We start from the raw sequence: 15330 nt of genomic DNA on the forward strand, positions 1-15330 counted from the left end.
GGGCACGCGGCGGCCCGGACCGCCGGTGCGGCGGCCGCGTGCACGGGGAGCCGGTCCGCGGGCTTCGGCTTGCGGGCTTCGGCCCGCGGGCGTCAGGTCGTGCGCTTCAGCCCGTGCGCTTCAGCCCGTGCGCTTCAGCTCGTGCGCGTCAGGTCGTGCGCTTCAGCCGGAGGGCGGAGACCAGGAAGAACACCCCGCCGAGCAGGGCGTATCCGGCCAGGTTGCCCAGGGAGCTGCCCGCGGTGCCGGCCTGCGCGAAGAAGGACGCACCGGCGAGTACGGAGATGCCGCCGCTGACGATCATCGCCCACTGGCCGCCCAGTCGGCGCCGTGCGGCGCCGACGACGAGCTGCACGGCGCCCGCCACGACGGCCCAGACGCCCCAGACGCGCAGGACGGCCGGCACGCCGGAAGCGGCGGCGAACGCCAGGCCGACGGCGGCCAGGGAGCTGAGCACGATGTTCGCGTACAGGCCGCGGACCGGTCCGCTCCGCGCGCGGGCCGACCTGAGGTCGACGACGGCGCAGGCCACGTCGAACAGCGGATAGACCACCAGCAGCACGGCGCCGAGCGTGCCCAGCGTGCCGGCGGTCGTGAACAGCAGGGCCGCCCACACCGCGGCGAACGCGAAGCGGACGAAGTAGAGCCTGCGCAGGGCCCCTGCGGGGGCGGCGTCGGTGGCGGGAGCGACGAGGGTGTCCATGGCGAGCCTCTCAATGAGGGAGAACGTTCGGTATAGCCCGATGGACCGCAGCCTAGAGAGGCGCGCTCCCACCCGTCAAGACCGAACGTTCTCCCTTGTTGTTAGGCTGGACGCATGAGCCAGGGCACAGGAGTCGGCAGCACCTCGCAGGCGCGATCGCGGCTGCTCACCACGGCGACCAGGATCTTCTACGCGGAGGGGATCCACTCCGTGGGCATCGACCGGATCGTCCACGAGGCCCGGGTGACCAGGGCCACGCTCTACCGCCACTTCTCCGGCAAGGAGGACCTCGTCCTCGCCTACCTCGGCGCCGCAGACCGGGGCATCAGGGAGCAGGTCGCGGCCGCGGTCGCGGGCGCCGGCTCACCGGTCGAGCAAGTGCGGGCGGTCGGCCGCTCCATCGCCGAGGGCATCCGCTCGCCCGGCTTCCGCGGCTGCGCCTTCCTCAACGCGGTCGCCGAGTACCCCGACCCGGCCCACCCCGTCCACCGGGCGGTCCTCGCCCACCGGCAGTGGTTCCTCGACACGGTCACCGACCTGCTGGCGCAGATCGGCGACTCCCCCGCGGAGGCGGACGGCAGGCACCTCGTCATGCTGCGCGACGGCGCGATGGCGGAGGGCTGCCTCTTCGACCCCGAGCTGGTCTCGGAGACCTTCCTGCGCGGCACGGAAGGCATCCTCAGGGACCGCACCGGTGCCTGACCCGCCCCCGGGGCCCGGCGGCCTCCGCGCCGGGCCGCCCCGGTGGCGCGCTCAGCCCCGAGCGTGCCCGGCGGCGGGGGCCTTCGGCCCTTCGGCGAGCCGCTCGCCGAAGAAGGCGGCGAGCCTGTCGACGGCCGGGCCGACGTACTCGGGCCTGTCGTAGAGGTCGACGTGGCCGGCCCCGTCGACCCACATCAGTTCCTTGGGCTCCCGCGCGTCCTCGAACGCCTCGGTGGTCATGTGCCTGGTCACGGCCTCGGTACCGACGATCATCAGCAGCGGGCGCGGGGCGATCATGGCGATGAAGCGGAACGGCTCGAACACGGCGATCCGGTCGATGCTCGACCAGGTGAGCTCCTTGGCAGAACGCGGGTGCCGAGCCCGGCCCGTGCAGTAGTACTCGAAGCCCTCGAAGCCGTGCTGCCCGCCCAGAGCCCGGGCCTCCTCGGCGGTGCCGGGGAAGACGGGGAACCTGCCGACGCCCTTGCCGCGCGCCTCCGCCGTACGGGCCGCCGCCGCGGCGTCCAGCATCGACTGGAGCACGGCGGGGTCCTGGGTGCCGTCGGCGCCCTCCCGGAACTGGCGGCCGATGTCCGCGCCGCTGACGGTCGCGACGGCACGGACCCGGTGGTCCATCGCCGCCGCAGGGACGACATAGCCGCCGGAGGCGCAGATACCGAGCGCGCCGATCCGCTCGGGGTCGGCCTCGGGCCGGTTGCTCAGGAACGACACCGCCGCCTTGAGGTCCTCGACACGGTGCGCCGGATCCTCCAGACCCCGCGGCTGTCCACCGCTCTCGCCCTGGTAGGCCGCGTCGAAGGCGAGAGCGACGAAGCCCTGCTCGGCGAGGCGTGAGGCGTACAGGCCGGCGGCCTGCTCCTTGACGCCGCTCGCGGGGTGGCCGACGACGATCGCGGGGCGCCCGGCGGCGGTGTCCGCGCCCGCGTCCGGGAGGTAGAGGCGCCCGGCCAGAGGGATGCCTGCGCTGTCGAAAGTGACGTCCTTGCTGTCCATGACAGCAGCGTCGAACAGGGCGGGCGGGCCGACAAGCGGCGGGTTCCTCCCCCGGAAGGATCCTTCCCTCCCACGACAGGCGGCGCCGCGCGCACAATGGCCCCATGGCCCCCACCCGCAGCACCGGCGAGCTCGGCGCCTTCCTCAAGGCACGCAGGGCCGAGCTGACGCCCCACACGGTCGGCCTGCCCGACACCGGGCAGCCGCGCAGGGTGACCGGCCTGCGGCGCGAGGAGGTCGCGCGGCTGGCCGCGATCAGCGTCGACTACTACACCCGCCTCGAACAAGGGCGCGTCCCGGCGTCCGCCTCCGTCCTCGCCACCCTCGCCGCCGCACTGCGGCTCGACGACGACCAGCAGGCCTACCTCTACGAGATCGCCGGAAAGACGGACGCGCGACCGCGGCGCAGGTACACCCGGCAGAGCCCGCGCCCGGCGATGCTCCGCCTCCTGGACCAGCTGACCGGCACACCCGCGCTCGTGCTCGGCCGGTACATGGACGTCCTCGCCTGGAACCCCGCGGCCGCCGCCCTCTACACGGACTTCGGCGCGATCCCGCCTCCCCGGCGCAACTACGTACGGCTCGTCTTCACCGACCCCGTCATCCGCGCGCTCCACACCCAGTGGCAGCACGACGCACGCGACGCCGTCGCGGCCCTGCGCATGGAGGCCGCCTCGGATCCCGACCGGCCCGAACTCGCCCGGCTGGTCGGCGACCTCGCCGTCCAGGACCCCGACTTCCGCACCTGGTGGGCCGAGCGCCGGGTCAACAGCGCGACCTACGGCACCAAGCACTACCACCACCGCGTCGCCGGCAGCCTCACCCTGGACTGCGACACCTGGACCGGCCCCGACGGCAGCGGCCAGCGGCTGATGGTCCTCACCGCCGCACCGGGCACCCCCTCCGACGACGCGCTGCGCATCCTCGCCTCCTGGACGGCACCCGCCGGCACGGGACCCGACTCCGCGGCGGCCGGCGCCTGAGCGGTCGCGACGCGGCGCGGGGCGCGTGCTCAGCAGTTCGCGGGGGTCGTCCGCCTTCTCCTCCAGCTCGATCAGCGCGGCGCGCAGGGGCGCGGCGCGGACCCACGTCGTTCCACCCGCCTCCGCCGCGACCTGACGCCGGGGCCGGCCCGGGGCGCGAGCGCTACCGCAGGCCGGCGAAGAGGTCCGTCTCGGGCAGGGAGGAGCCCGTGGCGTCCCGGACGAGAGAGAAGGTTTCGACGCCGAAGAACCGCGTGTACTCCGCCAGGCCGAGCTGGGTGAAGAACGCGTTGTCCGGCTGGCTGGCGTGGGACGCGAGTGCCTTGTACTTCTGCTCCACGTGGTCCCGCACATCGATCCAGGTGGTGATCTGGTCGTCCGGGAGCCCGATGCGGAATTCGTCGTCCTCGCTCGCCTCGGGCCAGTCCGTCCCGCGCTCGCGCATATGGGCGCCGAAGTCCTCCATGGTGCCCCTGGGCACGGTGGTCCAGTAGACCTTGGCCGGGGCCTCCTTCGGCGACAGCTGGTCGAGGGCGGCGAGCGTCACCCGGTTCGCCTGGATGTGGTCCGGGTGTCCGTAGAAGCCGTTCTCGTCGTACGTGACGAGGACCTGCGGGCGGTGCTTCCTGATCAGCCCCGCGAGCCGGAGCGCCGCATCCTGCACGGGCGTTGTCCAGAACGACCCCGGAGCGCTGTTCGCCGACCAGCCCATCATGCCGGAGTCGAAGTAGCCGAGCGTTTCGAGGGTGCCGATGCCCAGGATCCGGCCGCTCGCCTCCAGTTCAAGGCGGCGCATGCGCACGACCGCCTCGGGGTCGTGCTCGGGGCTCTCGGGCCCCGTGCCGCCGGGCCCGTCCCCCTGGCGCCCGTCGGTGCAGGTGACGAGGACGGTCGCGACGCCCTCCGCGGCGTAGCGGGCCAGGACCCCACCGGTGCTGCTCGCTTCGTCGTCGGGATGGGCGTGCACGGCCATCAGCGTCAGGCGTTCGTTGCTCATGGAGTCCTTCAACAGATGGGTTTTCCCTGAATCCTGTCATGGAGCGGCGGCCGGCGGCCGTCCAGGACGACCGCGCGGAGCGGCGCCCCTGCGCCCACGACGGGCTCCTGGGGCCCGGGTCGGCAGACGGTGTGGTCCTGGTCGCCGGGGAGTGCCGGCGTCCCGTGGTTCAGGGGGCCGGCGGCCTCGGCGACGGCCCGTCCGCGGGCCCCTCGCTGTCCAGCTCCGCCACGGCCCCCTCCCACAGGCCCGGGAGCAGCTCGGCGCCGGGGAGGGCCCGGTCGGCCACGAAGGACGCCTCGGCCCACTCGCCGAAGAACGCGAGGCCCACGCCGAAGAGGTGTCCCGGGAGGCACAGGGGGAGCAGCGCCGCGCCGGTGACCCGGGCGACACCGAGATCGCCGCGCTCGGCGAGCGGGACGGTCGTGGCCACAAGCGCCGTGACGCTCGGCGATGTCACACGCCTCATGTACCACTCGGTCGGGCCGTCGGGCATGAACCTGACCAGGTCCTCGATGGCCCGTCTCCGGCGTCCCCGTTTCACCTTCGCCGTCGCCGCCGCCACGAGCTCCAGCCGCTGCCGTGGGGCGAGACCGGCCAAGGGCAGCCGCACCGGCACGGCGAAGCACCGGTTGCCCCAGGTCTGCTCCTCGTCGTGGCGGCGGCCGTCGACGGGCAGCAGCGCGGCCGCCTCCGGCAGGGCGCAGCCGGACTGCCGCGACCACGCCACCAGCGCCCCGCAGAGCGCGGCGAGGTGGACGTCGTTGGGCGACGCCCCGTGTGCCGCGCCGACCCGCCGCAGCACGCCGACCGGCACCCGGGCACGGAGCAGCAGGCGCTCCCCGGTGGGCACGAAGGGGACGGCCTCCCGTCGGCCGCGTACGGGGCGCACGTCGAAGGCGAACCGGCAGGCGAGGCCCGCGGCGAGCACGGCCCCGCGGAGCAGGTCGCCGGGGCCGCGCCGCGCGGGCAGGGGGCGTACGGCGGCCTCTCCCGCGCCGAGCAGGGTGCGGAACGCCAGCGCGGCGGCGACGCCGTCCTGGCAGACGTGCCTGAACCGGTAGCACACCGCGTACGCGTCGGGAGCGTGGCCGTGGACGAGCCAGATCGCCCAGGGCGTGTCGTCGGGCAGTGGCGCCCGCAGCGCCGCGTCGAGCGCCCCGGGCAGGCCCCCGGCCCGGTCCGCCACCGCCTCATGGACGTGCTGCTCCACGGCGAAGCCCGGGTTCGGCCGCCATCTGGGCCGGCGCGTGGACGTGTCGAGCCGGTGGGTCAGGGCCGGAAGACCGGCCAGCCGCGATGCGACATACGCCCGGAAGTCGGCCAGCCCGGGCGGCGGGCCGGCCAGATACGCGACACCTCCGGTGTCCCAGCGCGCGTCGGGGCGGCTGCGCTCCAGGGACAGGAACGCGCGGTCGATGGCATGGGTGGGCAGGCCGACGTCCAAGTCGTGGGCTCCAGTTCGGCTGGTCGGGCAGACGGCGTACGGGGCGTGTTCCCGGGGCTGCCGTGGACGGCGTGCGTCCGCGCGGAAACCGGCCGGGCCTGCGAGGGGAGTCGAGGACCGCAGGAGCGGCCCTCCCGAGGAACGGGTATCTCCGCGGGCGGGCCGGGCGAAACACCGGGGCACGTGCGCCTCCCCGCCCGCGGCGGCTTTCACCGGCCCGCGCGCACACCGTCGGACACACGTCCGCGTTTACCGCGGTGGGGATACCCCGTTCGGATGGCCGGGCACGAAGGGGGGCTGCCCGCCTCGGCCTGCGCCTGCCACTGTACGTCTGCGAGGCGATGTGCGCCTGGAGGAGGGCCGATGGGGACGGGCGAGCGTACGGCGAGGACTCCCGAGGCGCGGACCGCGGCACGGATGCCGTGTGGCCACGGCGCGCCCGCGCGGCGCGCGGTCCGGCGCGCACGGCCGGGGCCGAGGCCGTGAGCGTCGCCCTCACCGGTGCCACCGGCTTCCTCGGCCTCCGCATCCTCCGGCGGCTCCTCGACGAGCACCCTTCGCTCACCCTGCTCGCGCGGCGCGAGCCGGGCAGTGTGTTCCGCCGCATCGAGCGTTTCCTCGAACTGAGCGGGGAGCCGGACGAGTTGGCGGCACAGCTGCCCCGGAGGCTCCGAGTGGTGCAGACCGATCTGGAGCGCCCCCGCATGGGCCTGCCGAAGTCCGCCTTCCAGGAGCTGGCCGACGGACTCGACACCATCTGGCACAGCGCAGGTGACACCAGTCTCCAGAGCGCCCTTCCGGCGCTGCGCCGCATCAACGTCGACGGCACCCGGCGCGTGCTCGAACTCGCCGCGGCGGGCCGCGGAAGGCCGGTGGTCCACCACGTGAGCACCGCCTTCGTGGCCGGAAGGCGGCGCGAAGGCGTGGCGTACGAGGACGAGTTGGACGACACCGCGGGCTTCGAGAACGCCTATGAGCGCTCCAAGTACGAGGCGGAGGTGCTCGTGCGCGCCTGGTCGCGCGAGCACGGCCGCCCGGTCGTCGTGCTGCGGCCGAGCATCCTGGTGTCAAACCTGCCGCCCCACCCCGACCTGCCGTGCCAGCCCCTCCAGCATGTGGAGCGGGTGGTGCGGGAGACGCTGCGCGCCACGGGCCGCGCCCGTGCGCAGGGCACCGCGGCAGGCAGACCGGTGGTGCGGCTGGTGGGCAGGGCCCAGGGACACCTGAACATGATGCCGGTCGAGGAGGCGGCGTCCGTCATGGCGCGCCTCGCCTCCCGCGCGCCCTCCGGCGGGGCCGACACGTACAACGTGGTGCACGAGCACGACGTGCCGGTCTCGGCCGTCACGGCCCTGCTCGGGCACCTGGGGGGCCTGACGGCCCGGCTGGTCGAGGAGCGGCCGCCCACGGTGTCGGCGCTTGAGGCGGCTCTCGACCTGTATCCCGGCTTCACGTGCTATCTGCGCCACCGGCGCCGCTTCGACGACACCCGCGTGCGGACCGTGATCGGCGCCCCGCGCTCCGCCACCCGGGTCGACGTCGGCTACCTGCTGTCCGGGCTGCGCCCGCGGCACGGCGGGACCGGCTGACGCGCGCCGCGGCCCGGTCCGCCGCACGGCCCGACACCGCAGGCACCCAATCCCGTAGGAGTTCGCCTTGTCCCTGCCGGCCGGCCCAGAAGACACCGTGATCCCCCCACCGGCCTCCCCGCCGGCCTTCTCCCCCGAGGCGATCACGGCCTGCGCACGGAGAATCCGCGAGTACGTGCACGTCGTCGCCGACCCCGCCGGCAGGGAGCTCGGGCTGGTGGCCGGCGCCCGGCCGGCCGGGCCCGTGGTGGGCACGCTGCCGCCGCTGTACCCGGAGTGGCTCGGCGGCCGCACGTTCTGCGAGGCGCACGGCGTCCGCTTCCCTTACGTGGCGGGCGAGATGGCGGGCGGCATCGCGACGACCCGCATGGTCGCGGAGATGGCCCGCGCGGAGATGCTCGGGTTCTTCGGCGCGGCGGGGCTCGGTGCCGACCGGGTGGAGCGGGAGGTCGCCACGCTCACGGACACGCTGGCCGGCCGGTCCAACTGGGGGGTCAACCTCATCCACTCGCCGGCCGAGCCCGCGCTGGAGCACCGGGTCGCCACGCTGCTCGTACGGCGTGCGGTGCCCTGCGTCTCGGCCTCCGCGTACATGGAGCTGACTCCCTCCGTGGTGCTGTGCGCGGCCCGCGGCCTGCGCCGGGGCGGCGACGGCCGCGTCACCAGGCGCACGCGGCTCCTCGCCAAGGTGTCCCGCCCCGAGGTCGCGGCGCGGTTCCTCTCCCCCGCGCCGCCCGCGCTGCTGCGCGACCTGGTGGGCCGGGGTGAACTCGACCCTTCGGAAGCGGAGTTGGCGGCCCGGGTCCCGGTGGCCGAGGACGTCACGGTGGAGGCGGACAGCGGCGGGCACACCGACAACCGCCCCCTCGCCGCGCTGCTGCCCCGCGTGCGGTCCGTGCGCGACGAGCTCACCCGGCGCTTCGGCTACCCGCGGCCGCCGAGGATCGGGGCGGCCGGCGGACTCGGCACACCGGCCGCGGTGGCCGCCGCCTTCGCCCTGGGGGCCGCCTACGTGGTGACGGGGTCGGTGAACCAGACCGCCGTCGAGGCCGGGCTCTCCGACCCGGCCAAGGCCATGCTCGCGGAGGCGGACGTCGCGGACGTGGCCATGGCTCCCGCGGCCGACATGTTCGAGTGGGGCGTCACCCTGCAAGTGCTGCGCCGGGGCACGATGTTCGCCCCCAGAGCCGGCCGGCTCCTCGCCGCGTACCAGGAGTACCCCTCGCTCGACGCGCTGCCCGGCCCGGTGCGCGCGAAGCTGGAGACGGAAGTGCTCGGCGCGTCGATCGGCGAAGTCTGGGAGCGGACGCAGGCGTTCTGGCGGGACCGCGATCCGGCGCAGCTCGACCGCGCGGAACGCGACCCGAAACACCGCATGGCCCTGGTCTTCCGGTGGTATCTCGGGAGTTCGAGCCGCTGGGCCGTGTCCGGGGAGCCCTCGCGGCGCGGTGACTACCAGATCTGGTGCGGCCCCGCGATGGGCGCGTTCAACCGCTGGTCCGAGGGCAGCTTCCTGGCCAGGCCCGAGAACCGGACCGTGGTGCAGATCGCGCTGAACCTCCTGGAGGGCGCGGCCGTGGTGACCCGCGCACACCAACTGCGCACCTGCGGCGTGCCCGTGCCCGACGCGGCGTTCGTCCACGTCCCGCGCAGGCTCGCGTGAAGGGCCCGGGCTCCGGCGCCGCGGGCCCCCGCCCGCAGGTGCCCGTCGCCGTGGTGGGACTCGGCGCCCTCGTCCCCGGTGCGACGGACCCCGGCGGGTTCTGGCGCGCCGTGCTCGCGGGCCGTGACCTCATCACCGATGTCCCGGCGTCCCGCTGGCGCGTGGAGGACCACTACGACCAGGACCCGGCGGCGCAGGACAAGACCTACGCACGCAGAGGGGCGTTCCTGCCGCGGGTCGGCTTCGACCCTCTCGCGCACGGTGTGCCGCCCGCCACGCTGAGCGCCACGGACACCGCCCAGCTGCTCGCGCTGATGGTGGCAGAGCAGGTCCTCACCGACGCGGGCGGCCTGGCGGGAGCGGACCGCGACCGTGTCGGCGTCGTCATCGGCGCCGCGGCGACCGAGCTGCTGAGCCACATGCAGCACCGTACGCAACGGCCCGTCTGGCTCGCGGCGCTGCGGGACAACGGGGTGCCTCAGGCGCAGGCGCGGGCGGTCTGCGACGCCATCAGCGGCCAGTACGTGCCCTGGCAGGAGGCGACGTTCCCCGGGCTGCTCGCCAACGTGGTCGCGGGCCGGATCGCCAACCGGTTCGACCTGCACGGTGTCAACCACACCACGGACGCCGCGTGTGCCAGCTCCTTCGCCGCCCTGTCCACCGCGGTCGCCGAGCTCTCACTCGGCCGGGCCGATCTCGTGCTCAGCGGCGGAGTCGACACGGCCAACGACATCGGCACGTTCCTGTGCTTCTCCAAGACGCCCGCGCTGTCGCCGACCGGTGACTGCCGGCCGTTCTCCGCGGCGGCCGACGGCACCATGCTCGGCGAGGCAGTCGTGATGTACGCGCTGAAGCGGCTCGCGGACGCCGAGCGCGACGGGGATCGGATCTACGCGGTGGTACGAGGCATCGGCGCCTCGTCCGACGGCCGGGCGACCGCCGTCTACGCGCCGCTGCCCGCGGGCCAGGCCCTGGCGCTGCGCCGCGCCTACGAACAGGCGGGTTACGGGCCGGGGACCGTGGAGCTCGTCGAGGCGCACGGCACCGGCACGAAGGCCGGGGACGCCGCCGAGTTCGCCGCCCTGCGCACGGTGTTCACCGAGTCGGGGCGCGACGACCTGCAGTGGTGCGCCCTCGGTTCCGTCAAGTCGCAGATCGGGCACACGAAGTGCGCGGCGGGCGCCGTGGGGCTACTCAAGGCCGTGCTCGCGCTGCACCACAAGGTCCTGCCGCCGACCGCCAAGGTGGAGCGGCCGCACCCCGACATGGACGTCGAGCACAGCCCGTTCCACGTCAACACCGAGGCCAGGCCATGGGTGCGCGCGTCCGACCACCCGCGCAGGGCCTCGGTGTCGAGCTTCGGCTTCGGCGGCAGCAACTTCCACGTCACACTGGAGGAGTACCCGGCGGGCCCGCGCCCCGGCCCGGCCGCCTGGCGCACCCGGAGCGTGCCGACGGAACTCGTCCTGTTCGGGGCGTCCTCTCCCGGCGCGCTGCTCGAACGGCGCATCGACGGGGAGCGCACCCTCGTGGACCTGGCCCGGGAGAGCCAGGGCACGTTCTCACCCGCCGACCCGGTGCGGCTCGCGGTGGTCGCCACCGACACCGCGGACCTGCGCGACAAGTTCGCGCGGGCCCGCGAGCGCCTCGGGCGGCAGCCGGACGCGCCGTTCTCCACGCCGGACGGTGTCCACTACGCCACCGGCGCGGCCGGGACCGGCCGTGTCGCCTTCCTCTTTCCCGGGCAGGGCGCCCAGTACGTCGGCATGGGCGGGGACATCGCCATGCTGTCCCCCGCCGCGCAGTCCGTCTGGGACCGCTTCGGCAGCCTCGGCTTCGACGGCCGCGCGCTGCACACCGTCGTCTTCCCCACGCCCTGCTTCACCGACGAGGAGCGTGCGGCGCGCCGCGCCCGGCTCACCGCGACCGAGTGGGCGCAGCCCGCGCTCGCGGTGCACTCCCTCGCCCTGCTCGACCTCGTGGGCCGCCTCGGCCTGCGGCCCGACTGCGTGGCCGGCCACAGCTTCGGCGAGCTCGTGGCCCTGCACGCGGCGGGCGCCCTGGACGCCGGGCCGCTGGTGCGCCTCGCCCGCAGGCGCGGCGAGCTGATGAGGGAGGCCGCCCGCGCACCGGGGGCGATGCTCGCCGTCGCCGCGGACCGCGGCCGGGTCGCCGCGCTCCTCGCCGCGGACGGGGTGGCGGACGTCTGGCCCGCCAATCACAACGCGCCGCGCCAGGTGGTGCTCTCCGGCGCGGCAGACGCCGTCGCGCGGGCCGAGCGGACGCTCGCCGGCGCGGGGGTGACCTGCCGGCGGCTCGACGCGTCGACCGCCTTCCACAGCCCGCTGGTCGCGCCGGCGGCCGGCCCCCTGCTCGACTTCGTGCGCGAGATGGCGGTGCGGGCGCCGGGGATCGACGTGTACGGCAACGCGGACGCGTCGCCCTACCCCGGGCGGCCCGACGAGGTGCGGCGCCGGATCGCGGACCACGTGTCCTCGCACGTGCTGTTCCAGGAGAGCATCGAGGCGATGTACACGGCGGGTGTGCGCACCTTCGTCGAGGTCGGCGCGGGCGACACACTGACCGGGCTCGTCGGGCAGATCCTCGGCGCCCGCCCCCATCTGGCCGTGCCCCTGGACCGGCGGGGGCACCACGGGGCCACCACGCTGCACTCCGCGCTCGGGCGGCTCGCCGTGAGCGGTGCGCGGATCGACTACGAGGCCCTGTGGGCGCCCTACGCGCCACCCGGGGCCGCGGCGAAGGAGCGCAAGCCAAGGATGACTGTGATGATCGACGGAGCCAACCACGGCCGGCCCGAGCCGTCCGGGGGCGGGGCCGCAGTGCCCCCGCCCCCGGACGCCCCGTGGGAGGAGGCGGTGGCGGTGTCCACGGGGGCGGTCCCCGGCGCGGAGGCGGCCGCAGGTCCCGCGCCCGCTCCCCCCGCCGTGCCTGCCGTGCCCGCCGCGGAGCCCGTACGCGCCCAGGACGTGCCCGGCGGTGTCTGCGACCCCGGCTGGCTCGCGGCGGTCGAGAGCGTGCAGCGGCACGCGGCCGAGTCGCACGCGGCCTGCCAGCGGATGCTGACCGAGAGCCATGTGGCGTTCCTGCGCATGACGGAGACCACGCTCGCCGCGATGCTCGGGGTGCCGCCCCAGGCACTCGCCGCCGAGGAGACCCGGGCGGCGCGGGTCGCGGGCCCCCCGGCCGCGTCCGGGCCAGGCACGGCGTCCGTTCCCGCGCCGCTGCCGCCCCCGCGGCGCGAGGAGGCCAGGGAGCCGTCCGAGCCGTACCGCCTCCCGCCCGCACCCCTCGCGCCTGCGCCGCACGAGGACGCGGAAGCGGAAGCGGAAGGGGACGCGACCGGGCACGCGGAGCCGCCCGGGCCGTACGCCGCGCACGGCGCGGACGCGCGGGGCCCCGGCCCCGCGACCCCGCCGCAGGAGGCAGCCCAGCACGTGCCGTTCGACGAACTGCTGCTCTCCGTCGTCGCCGAGCACACCGGCTATCCGGCCGACATGCTCGGCATGGACATGGAGCTCGCGTCCGACCTCGGGGTCGACTCGATCAAACGCGTCGAGATCCTGTCCGCCGTGCGGGAGCGGTTGGGCGACGTGCCGACGGGCACCGCGGCGGAGCTCGGTGGTCTGCACACCCTGCGCGAGATCGCCGACGCGTTCGCGTCCGCCGTCCGCCGCCCGTCTCCGGCGCCTGGCGGCGGCCACGCGGCGGCTGCCGGCCCTCCAGAGCCCGCGCCGGCCGACGACTGCCTTCCAGAGCCCGCGCCGGCCGACGACCCTCCTGGACCAGGGGCGGCCGTCGACGAGGGGGACGGCACGGCGCCCGCCGCGCGCCCGGAGCCGGACGGGCCGGGGGCGCTGCGGAGGCTCGCCGTGCGCGCCGCGGAGACGCCCGCGCCCGGTCTCGCCCTCGCGGCCCTCGGCGAGGGCCCCGTCGCCGTGCTCGGGGACCAGGCGGGGCTGGGCGCCCTGGTCGCCGCGGAACTGACCCGGCACGGCGTGGCCGCACAAGCGGTCGCAGAGCTGCCGGGCGACGCGCGGGGCGTCGTGTACCTGGCCGGGCTCTCCGGCACGGACGTCCCGCCCGACGAGGCGCGGCGGCTGCTGCGGGACGCGTTCCGCACGGCGCGCTCGGCCGCGGGCCGCATGGCAGAACACGGCGGGGTGTTCGTCACGGTTCAGGACACCGGCGGCGACTTCGGGCTGAGGGGCCGCGGCAGTCCGTGGCTCGGCGGCCTCGCGGCGCTCACCAGGACCGCCGCGAAGGAGTGGCCCGACGCCTCGGTCAAGGCGATCGACTGCGAGCGCGGCGGGCGCGACGACCGCGCGGTCGCGGCCGCGGTCGCCGGGGAGTTGCTGGCAGGCGGGCCTGCGCCGGAGGTCGCGCTCCGCGCCGACGGCACCCGCACGACCCCGCGCGCGGTCCACGCGCCGGTCGAGGCCGGCGAGGCACGGGAGCCGCGTATCGGCCCGGAGTCGGTGATCGTCGCCACCGGCGGGGCGCGCGGGGTGACCGCCGCCGCGCTGCTGCACCTCGCACGGGCTCACCGGCCCAGGTTCCTGCTGCTCGGCCGGACGGACCCGGCGGACGAGCCGGCCGGACTCCCGCAGGCCGCCGACGAGCCTGAGCTCGTCCGGCTGCTCGCGGCACGGGAGGCGGACGGCGTGCCGCCCGCCGAAGTGGCGGCGCGGGCCAGGGCGGTGCTCGCCGCCCGAGAGATCCGCGCGACGCTCGCGGAGCTCACCGAGGCCGGGTGCGAGGCCAGGTACCTGCCCGTGGACGTCAGGGACGCCCGGGCGGTCGCCGACGCGCTGTCCGGCGTCCGCGCGGACTGGGGGCCCGTCACCGGAGTCGTGCACGGTGCGGGCGTGCTCGCGGACCGGCTGATCGCCGACAAGACGGACGCGCAGTTCAACCGCGTGATGGCCACCAAGGTCGACGGTCTGCGCGCCCTGCTCGCGGCGACGGCCGAGGACCCGCTCGACTTCCTCTGCCTGTTCTCCTCGGTGGCCGCGGTCCACGGCAACCCCGGGCAGGCGGACTACGCGATGGCGAACGCGGTCCTCGACCATGTGGCGTCGTACGTCCAGGCGCGGCGGCCCGAGTGCGTGGTGCGCTCCATCGCCTGGGGCCCGTGGCGCGGGGGGATGGTCACGCCCGGCCTCGCGGAGCGCCTCGGCCGCTCGGGCGTCCCGCTCATCCCCGCCCTGCGGGGGGCCGCCGCGTTCGCGGCCGAGGTGAACGGCCCGGCAGGGGAGCCGCGGGTCGTGGTCACGGCGGCGGAGGACACACCGGACGGTGAGCACGCGTCGGGCCCGGCCGGCCCGGCCCCCTGGGCCGCGACCGCCCCGGAGTCCGCGGCGCCGCGCCCCGCGCAGGCGCGGGTCTCCGCCGGGTCCCACTCCCACCTGGCCGACCACTGCGTCGCGGGCGTGCCCGTACTGCCCCTCGCGGTCGCCCTCGACTGGTTCCTCGGCGCCGCAGGCGCCTGGCGGCCCGACGCGGGCGGCGCGGTCCTGCGCGACGTGCGCGTGTTCCAGAAGGTGGCCCTGACCGAGCTCGCGGGAGACGGCCACCGGCTCACCGTGCGCGCACGCCCCAGGGAGATCGGCCGGCCCCAGGACCTGGAGGCCGAGCTCGGCGGCGAGGACGGCACACCGCACGTCCGCGCCGTGCTGGAGTTCGGAGGGCAGGAGGCGGCGCCCGAGCCGTGGGAGACCCCGCGGGGGCCCGCGGCGGAGGGCCTCGGAGAGGTCTACGACGGGCGAGTCCTCTTCCACGGGCCGCGCTTCCAGGCGCTGCGCAGCGTGCTCCTCGTCTCCGCGCACGGCGCCGAGGCCACCGTGGCGGGCGTACGCGAGCTGGAGTGGCCGGGCGGCCACTGGCACACCGACCCGGCCGCCGTGGACGGGGCGCTCCAACTCGCCCTGCTCTGGGCGAGGCAGGCGCTCGGGGGCGCGACCCTGCCGATGGCGGTCGCGGAGTGCCGGGTGCACCGCGGCGGTCCGGTCGAGGGGACCGTCCGCTGCGTGGTGCGCGGGCGCAAGGTGCACGAGACGGGGGCGCGCTGCGACGCCGCCCTGCTCGGCCAGGACGGGACGCCGTGGGTGGAGCTGCTCGGCGTGGAGCTCGTACGGCGTCCCGACTGAGCCCGGGCACGGCGCGGCGCGGGCCCGGCCGGGTCTGCCGGAGGACCGCCGCCTCCCGCCGTGCC

General features: G+C 75.9%; 9 protein-coding genes. 5 read left to right on the forward strand and 4 right to left on the reverse strand.

Annotated features, from left to right (window positions below; translation table 11 throughout):
* Positions 1-148: 148 nt before the first annotated feature.
* Positions 149-703, reverse strand: coding sequence for a hypothetical protein (locus tag AB0910_RS13340; RefSeq protein WP_366744692.1), 555 nt, complete (start codon positions 701-703; stop codon positions 149-151).
* A 114-nt stretch (positions 704-817) separates the two neighbouring features.
* On the opposite strand from AB0910_RS13340, the gene AB0910_RS13345 reads away from it, so the two are divergent.
* Positions 818-1405: a TetR/AcrR family transcriptional regulator gene (locus AB0910_RS13345; protein ID WP_366744693.1), complete on the forward strand. Its 588-nt coding sequence runs from the start codon at positions 818-820 to the stop codon at positions 1403-1405.
* A 51-nt stretch (positions 1406-1456) separates the two neighbouring features.
* On the opposite strand, the gene AB0910_RS13350 is transcribed toward AB0910_RS13345, so the two are convergent.
* On the reverse strand, positions 1457-2419 hold the full coding sequence (locus AB0910_RS13350; RefSeq protein WP_366744694.1) for an alpha/beta hydrolase: 963 nt from the start codon (positions 2417-2419) through the stop codon (positions 1457-1459).
* Between the two features lie 104 nt (positions 2420-2523).
* Between AB0910_RS13350 and AB0910_RS13355 the strand changes: the two genes are divergently transcribed.
* Positions 2524-3402 carry a helix-turn-helix transcriptional regulator gene (locus tag AB0910_RS13355; protein WP_366744695.1) on the forward strand — a complete coding sequence of 293 codons (879 nt, stop codon included), beginning with the start codon at positions 2524-2526 and terminating at the stop codon, positions 3400-3402.
* A gap of 163 nt (positions 3403-3565) precedes the next feature.
* Here AB0910_RS13355 and AB0910_RS13360 read toward each other — a convergent pair whose 3' ends face one another.
* Both AB0910_RS13360 and AB0910_RS13365 read right to left on the reverse strand, forming a co-directional pair.
* On the reverse strand, positions 3566-4399 hold the full coding sequence (locus tag AB0910_RS13360; protein WP_366744697.1) for a PIG-L family deacetylase: 834 nt from the start codon (positions 4397-4399) through the stop codon (positions 3566-3568).
* Positions 4400-4568: 169 nt separating this feature from the next.
* Positions 4569-5846: a wax ester/triacylglycerol synthase domain-containing protein gene (locus tag AB0910_RS13365; protein WP_366744698.1), complete on the reverse strand. Its 1278-nt coding sequence runs from the start codon at positions 5844-5846 to the stop codon at positions 4569-4571.
* Positions 5847-6328: 482 nt separating this feature from the next.
* Here AB0910_RS13365 and AB0910_RS13370 point away from each other — a divergent pair, with 482 nt between their 5' ends.
* The 3 genes from AB0910_RS13370 to AB0910_RS13380 all read left to right on the forward strand — a co-directional run bounded on the left by AB0910_RS13370 (position 6329) and on the right by AB0910_RS13380 (position 15265).
* Entirely contained in the window at positions 6329-7435 is a 1107-nt protein-coding gene (locus tag AB0910_RS13370) for an SDR family oxidoreductase (protein ID WP_366744699.1), read from the forward strand.
* 97 nt (positions 7436-7532) lie between these two features.
* Complete coding sequence (locus AB0910_RS13375; RefSeq protein WP_366744700.1) at positions 7533-9098, forward strand: PfaD family polyunsaturated fatty acid/polyketide biosynthesis protein; 1566 nt, start codon at positions 7533-7535, stop codon at positions 9096-9098.
* The gene (locus tag AB0910_RS13380; protein ID WP_366744701.1) at positions 9095-15265 is read left to right on the forward strand and encodes an SDR family oxidoreductase; all 6171 of its coding nucleotides are present in this window, start codon (positions 9095-9097) and stop codon (positions 15263-15265) included. Before AB0910_RS13375 ends, AB0910_RS13380 begins: the two co-directional genes overlap by 4 nt.
* Positions 15266-15330 lie beyond the last annotated feature (65 nt).

Source organism: Streptomyces sp. NPDC047002, assembly GCF_040704505.1.
GTDB lineage: Bacteria > Actinomycetota > Actinomycetes > Streptomycetales > Streptomycetaceae > Streptomyces.

Excerpts from the sequence above, each read along its gene's own strand:
- AB0910_RS13360 (WP_366744697.1), bottom strand. The coding sequence starts at position 4,399 with ATGAGCAACGAACGCCTGACGCTGATGGCCGTGCACGCCCATCCCGAC.
- AB0910_RS13350 (WP_366744694.1), bottom strand. The coding sequence starts at position 2,419 with ATGGACAGCAAGGACGTCACTTTCGACAGCGCAGGCATCCCTCTGGCC.
- AB0910_RS13345 (WP_366744693.1), top strand. The coding sequence starts at position 818 with ATGAGCCAGGGCACAGGAGTCGGCAGCACCTCGCAGGCGCGATCGCGG.
- AB0910_RS13340 (WP_366744692.1), bottom strand. The coding sequence starts at position 703 with ATGGACACCCTCGTCGCTCCCGCCACCGACGCCGCCCCCGCAGGGGCC.
- AB0910_RS13355 (WP_366744695.1), top strand. The coding sequence starts at position 2,524 with ATGGCCCCCACCCGCAGCACCGGCGAGCTCGGCGCCTTCCTCAAGGCA.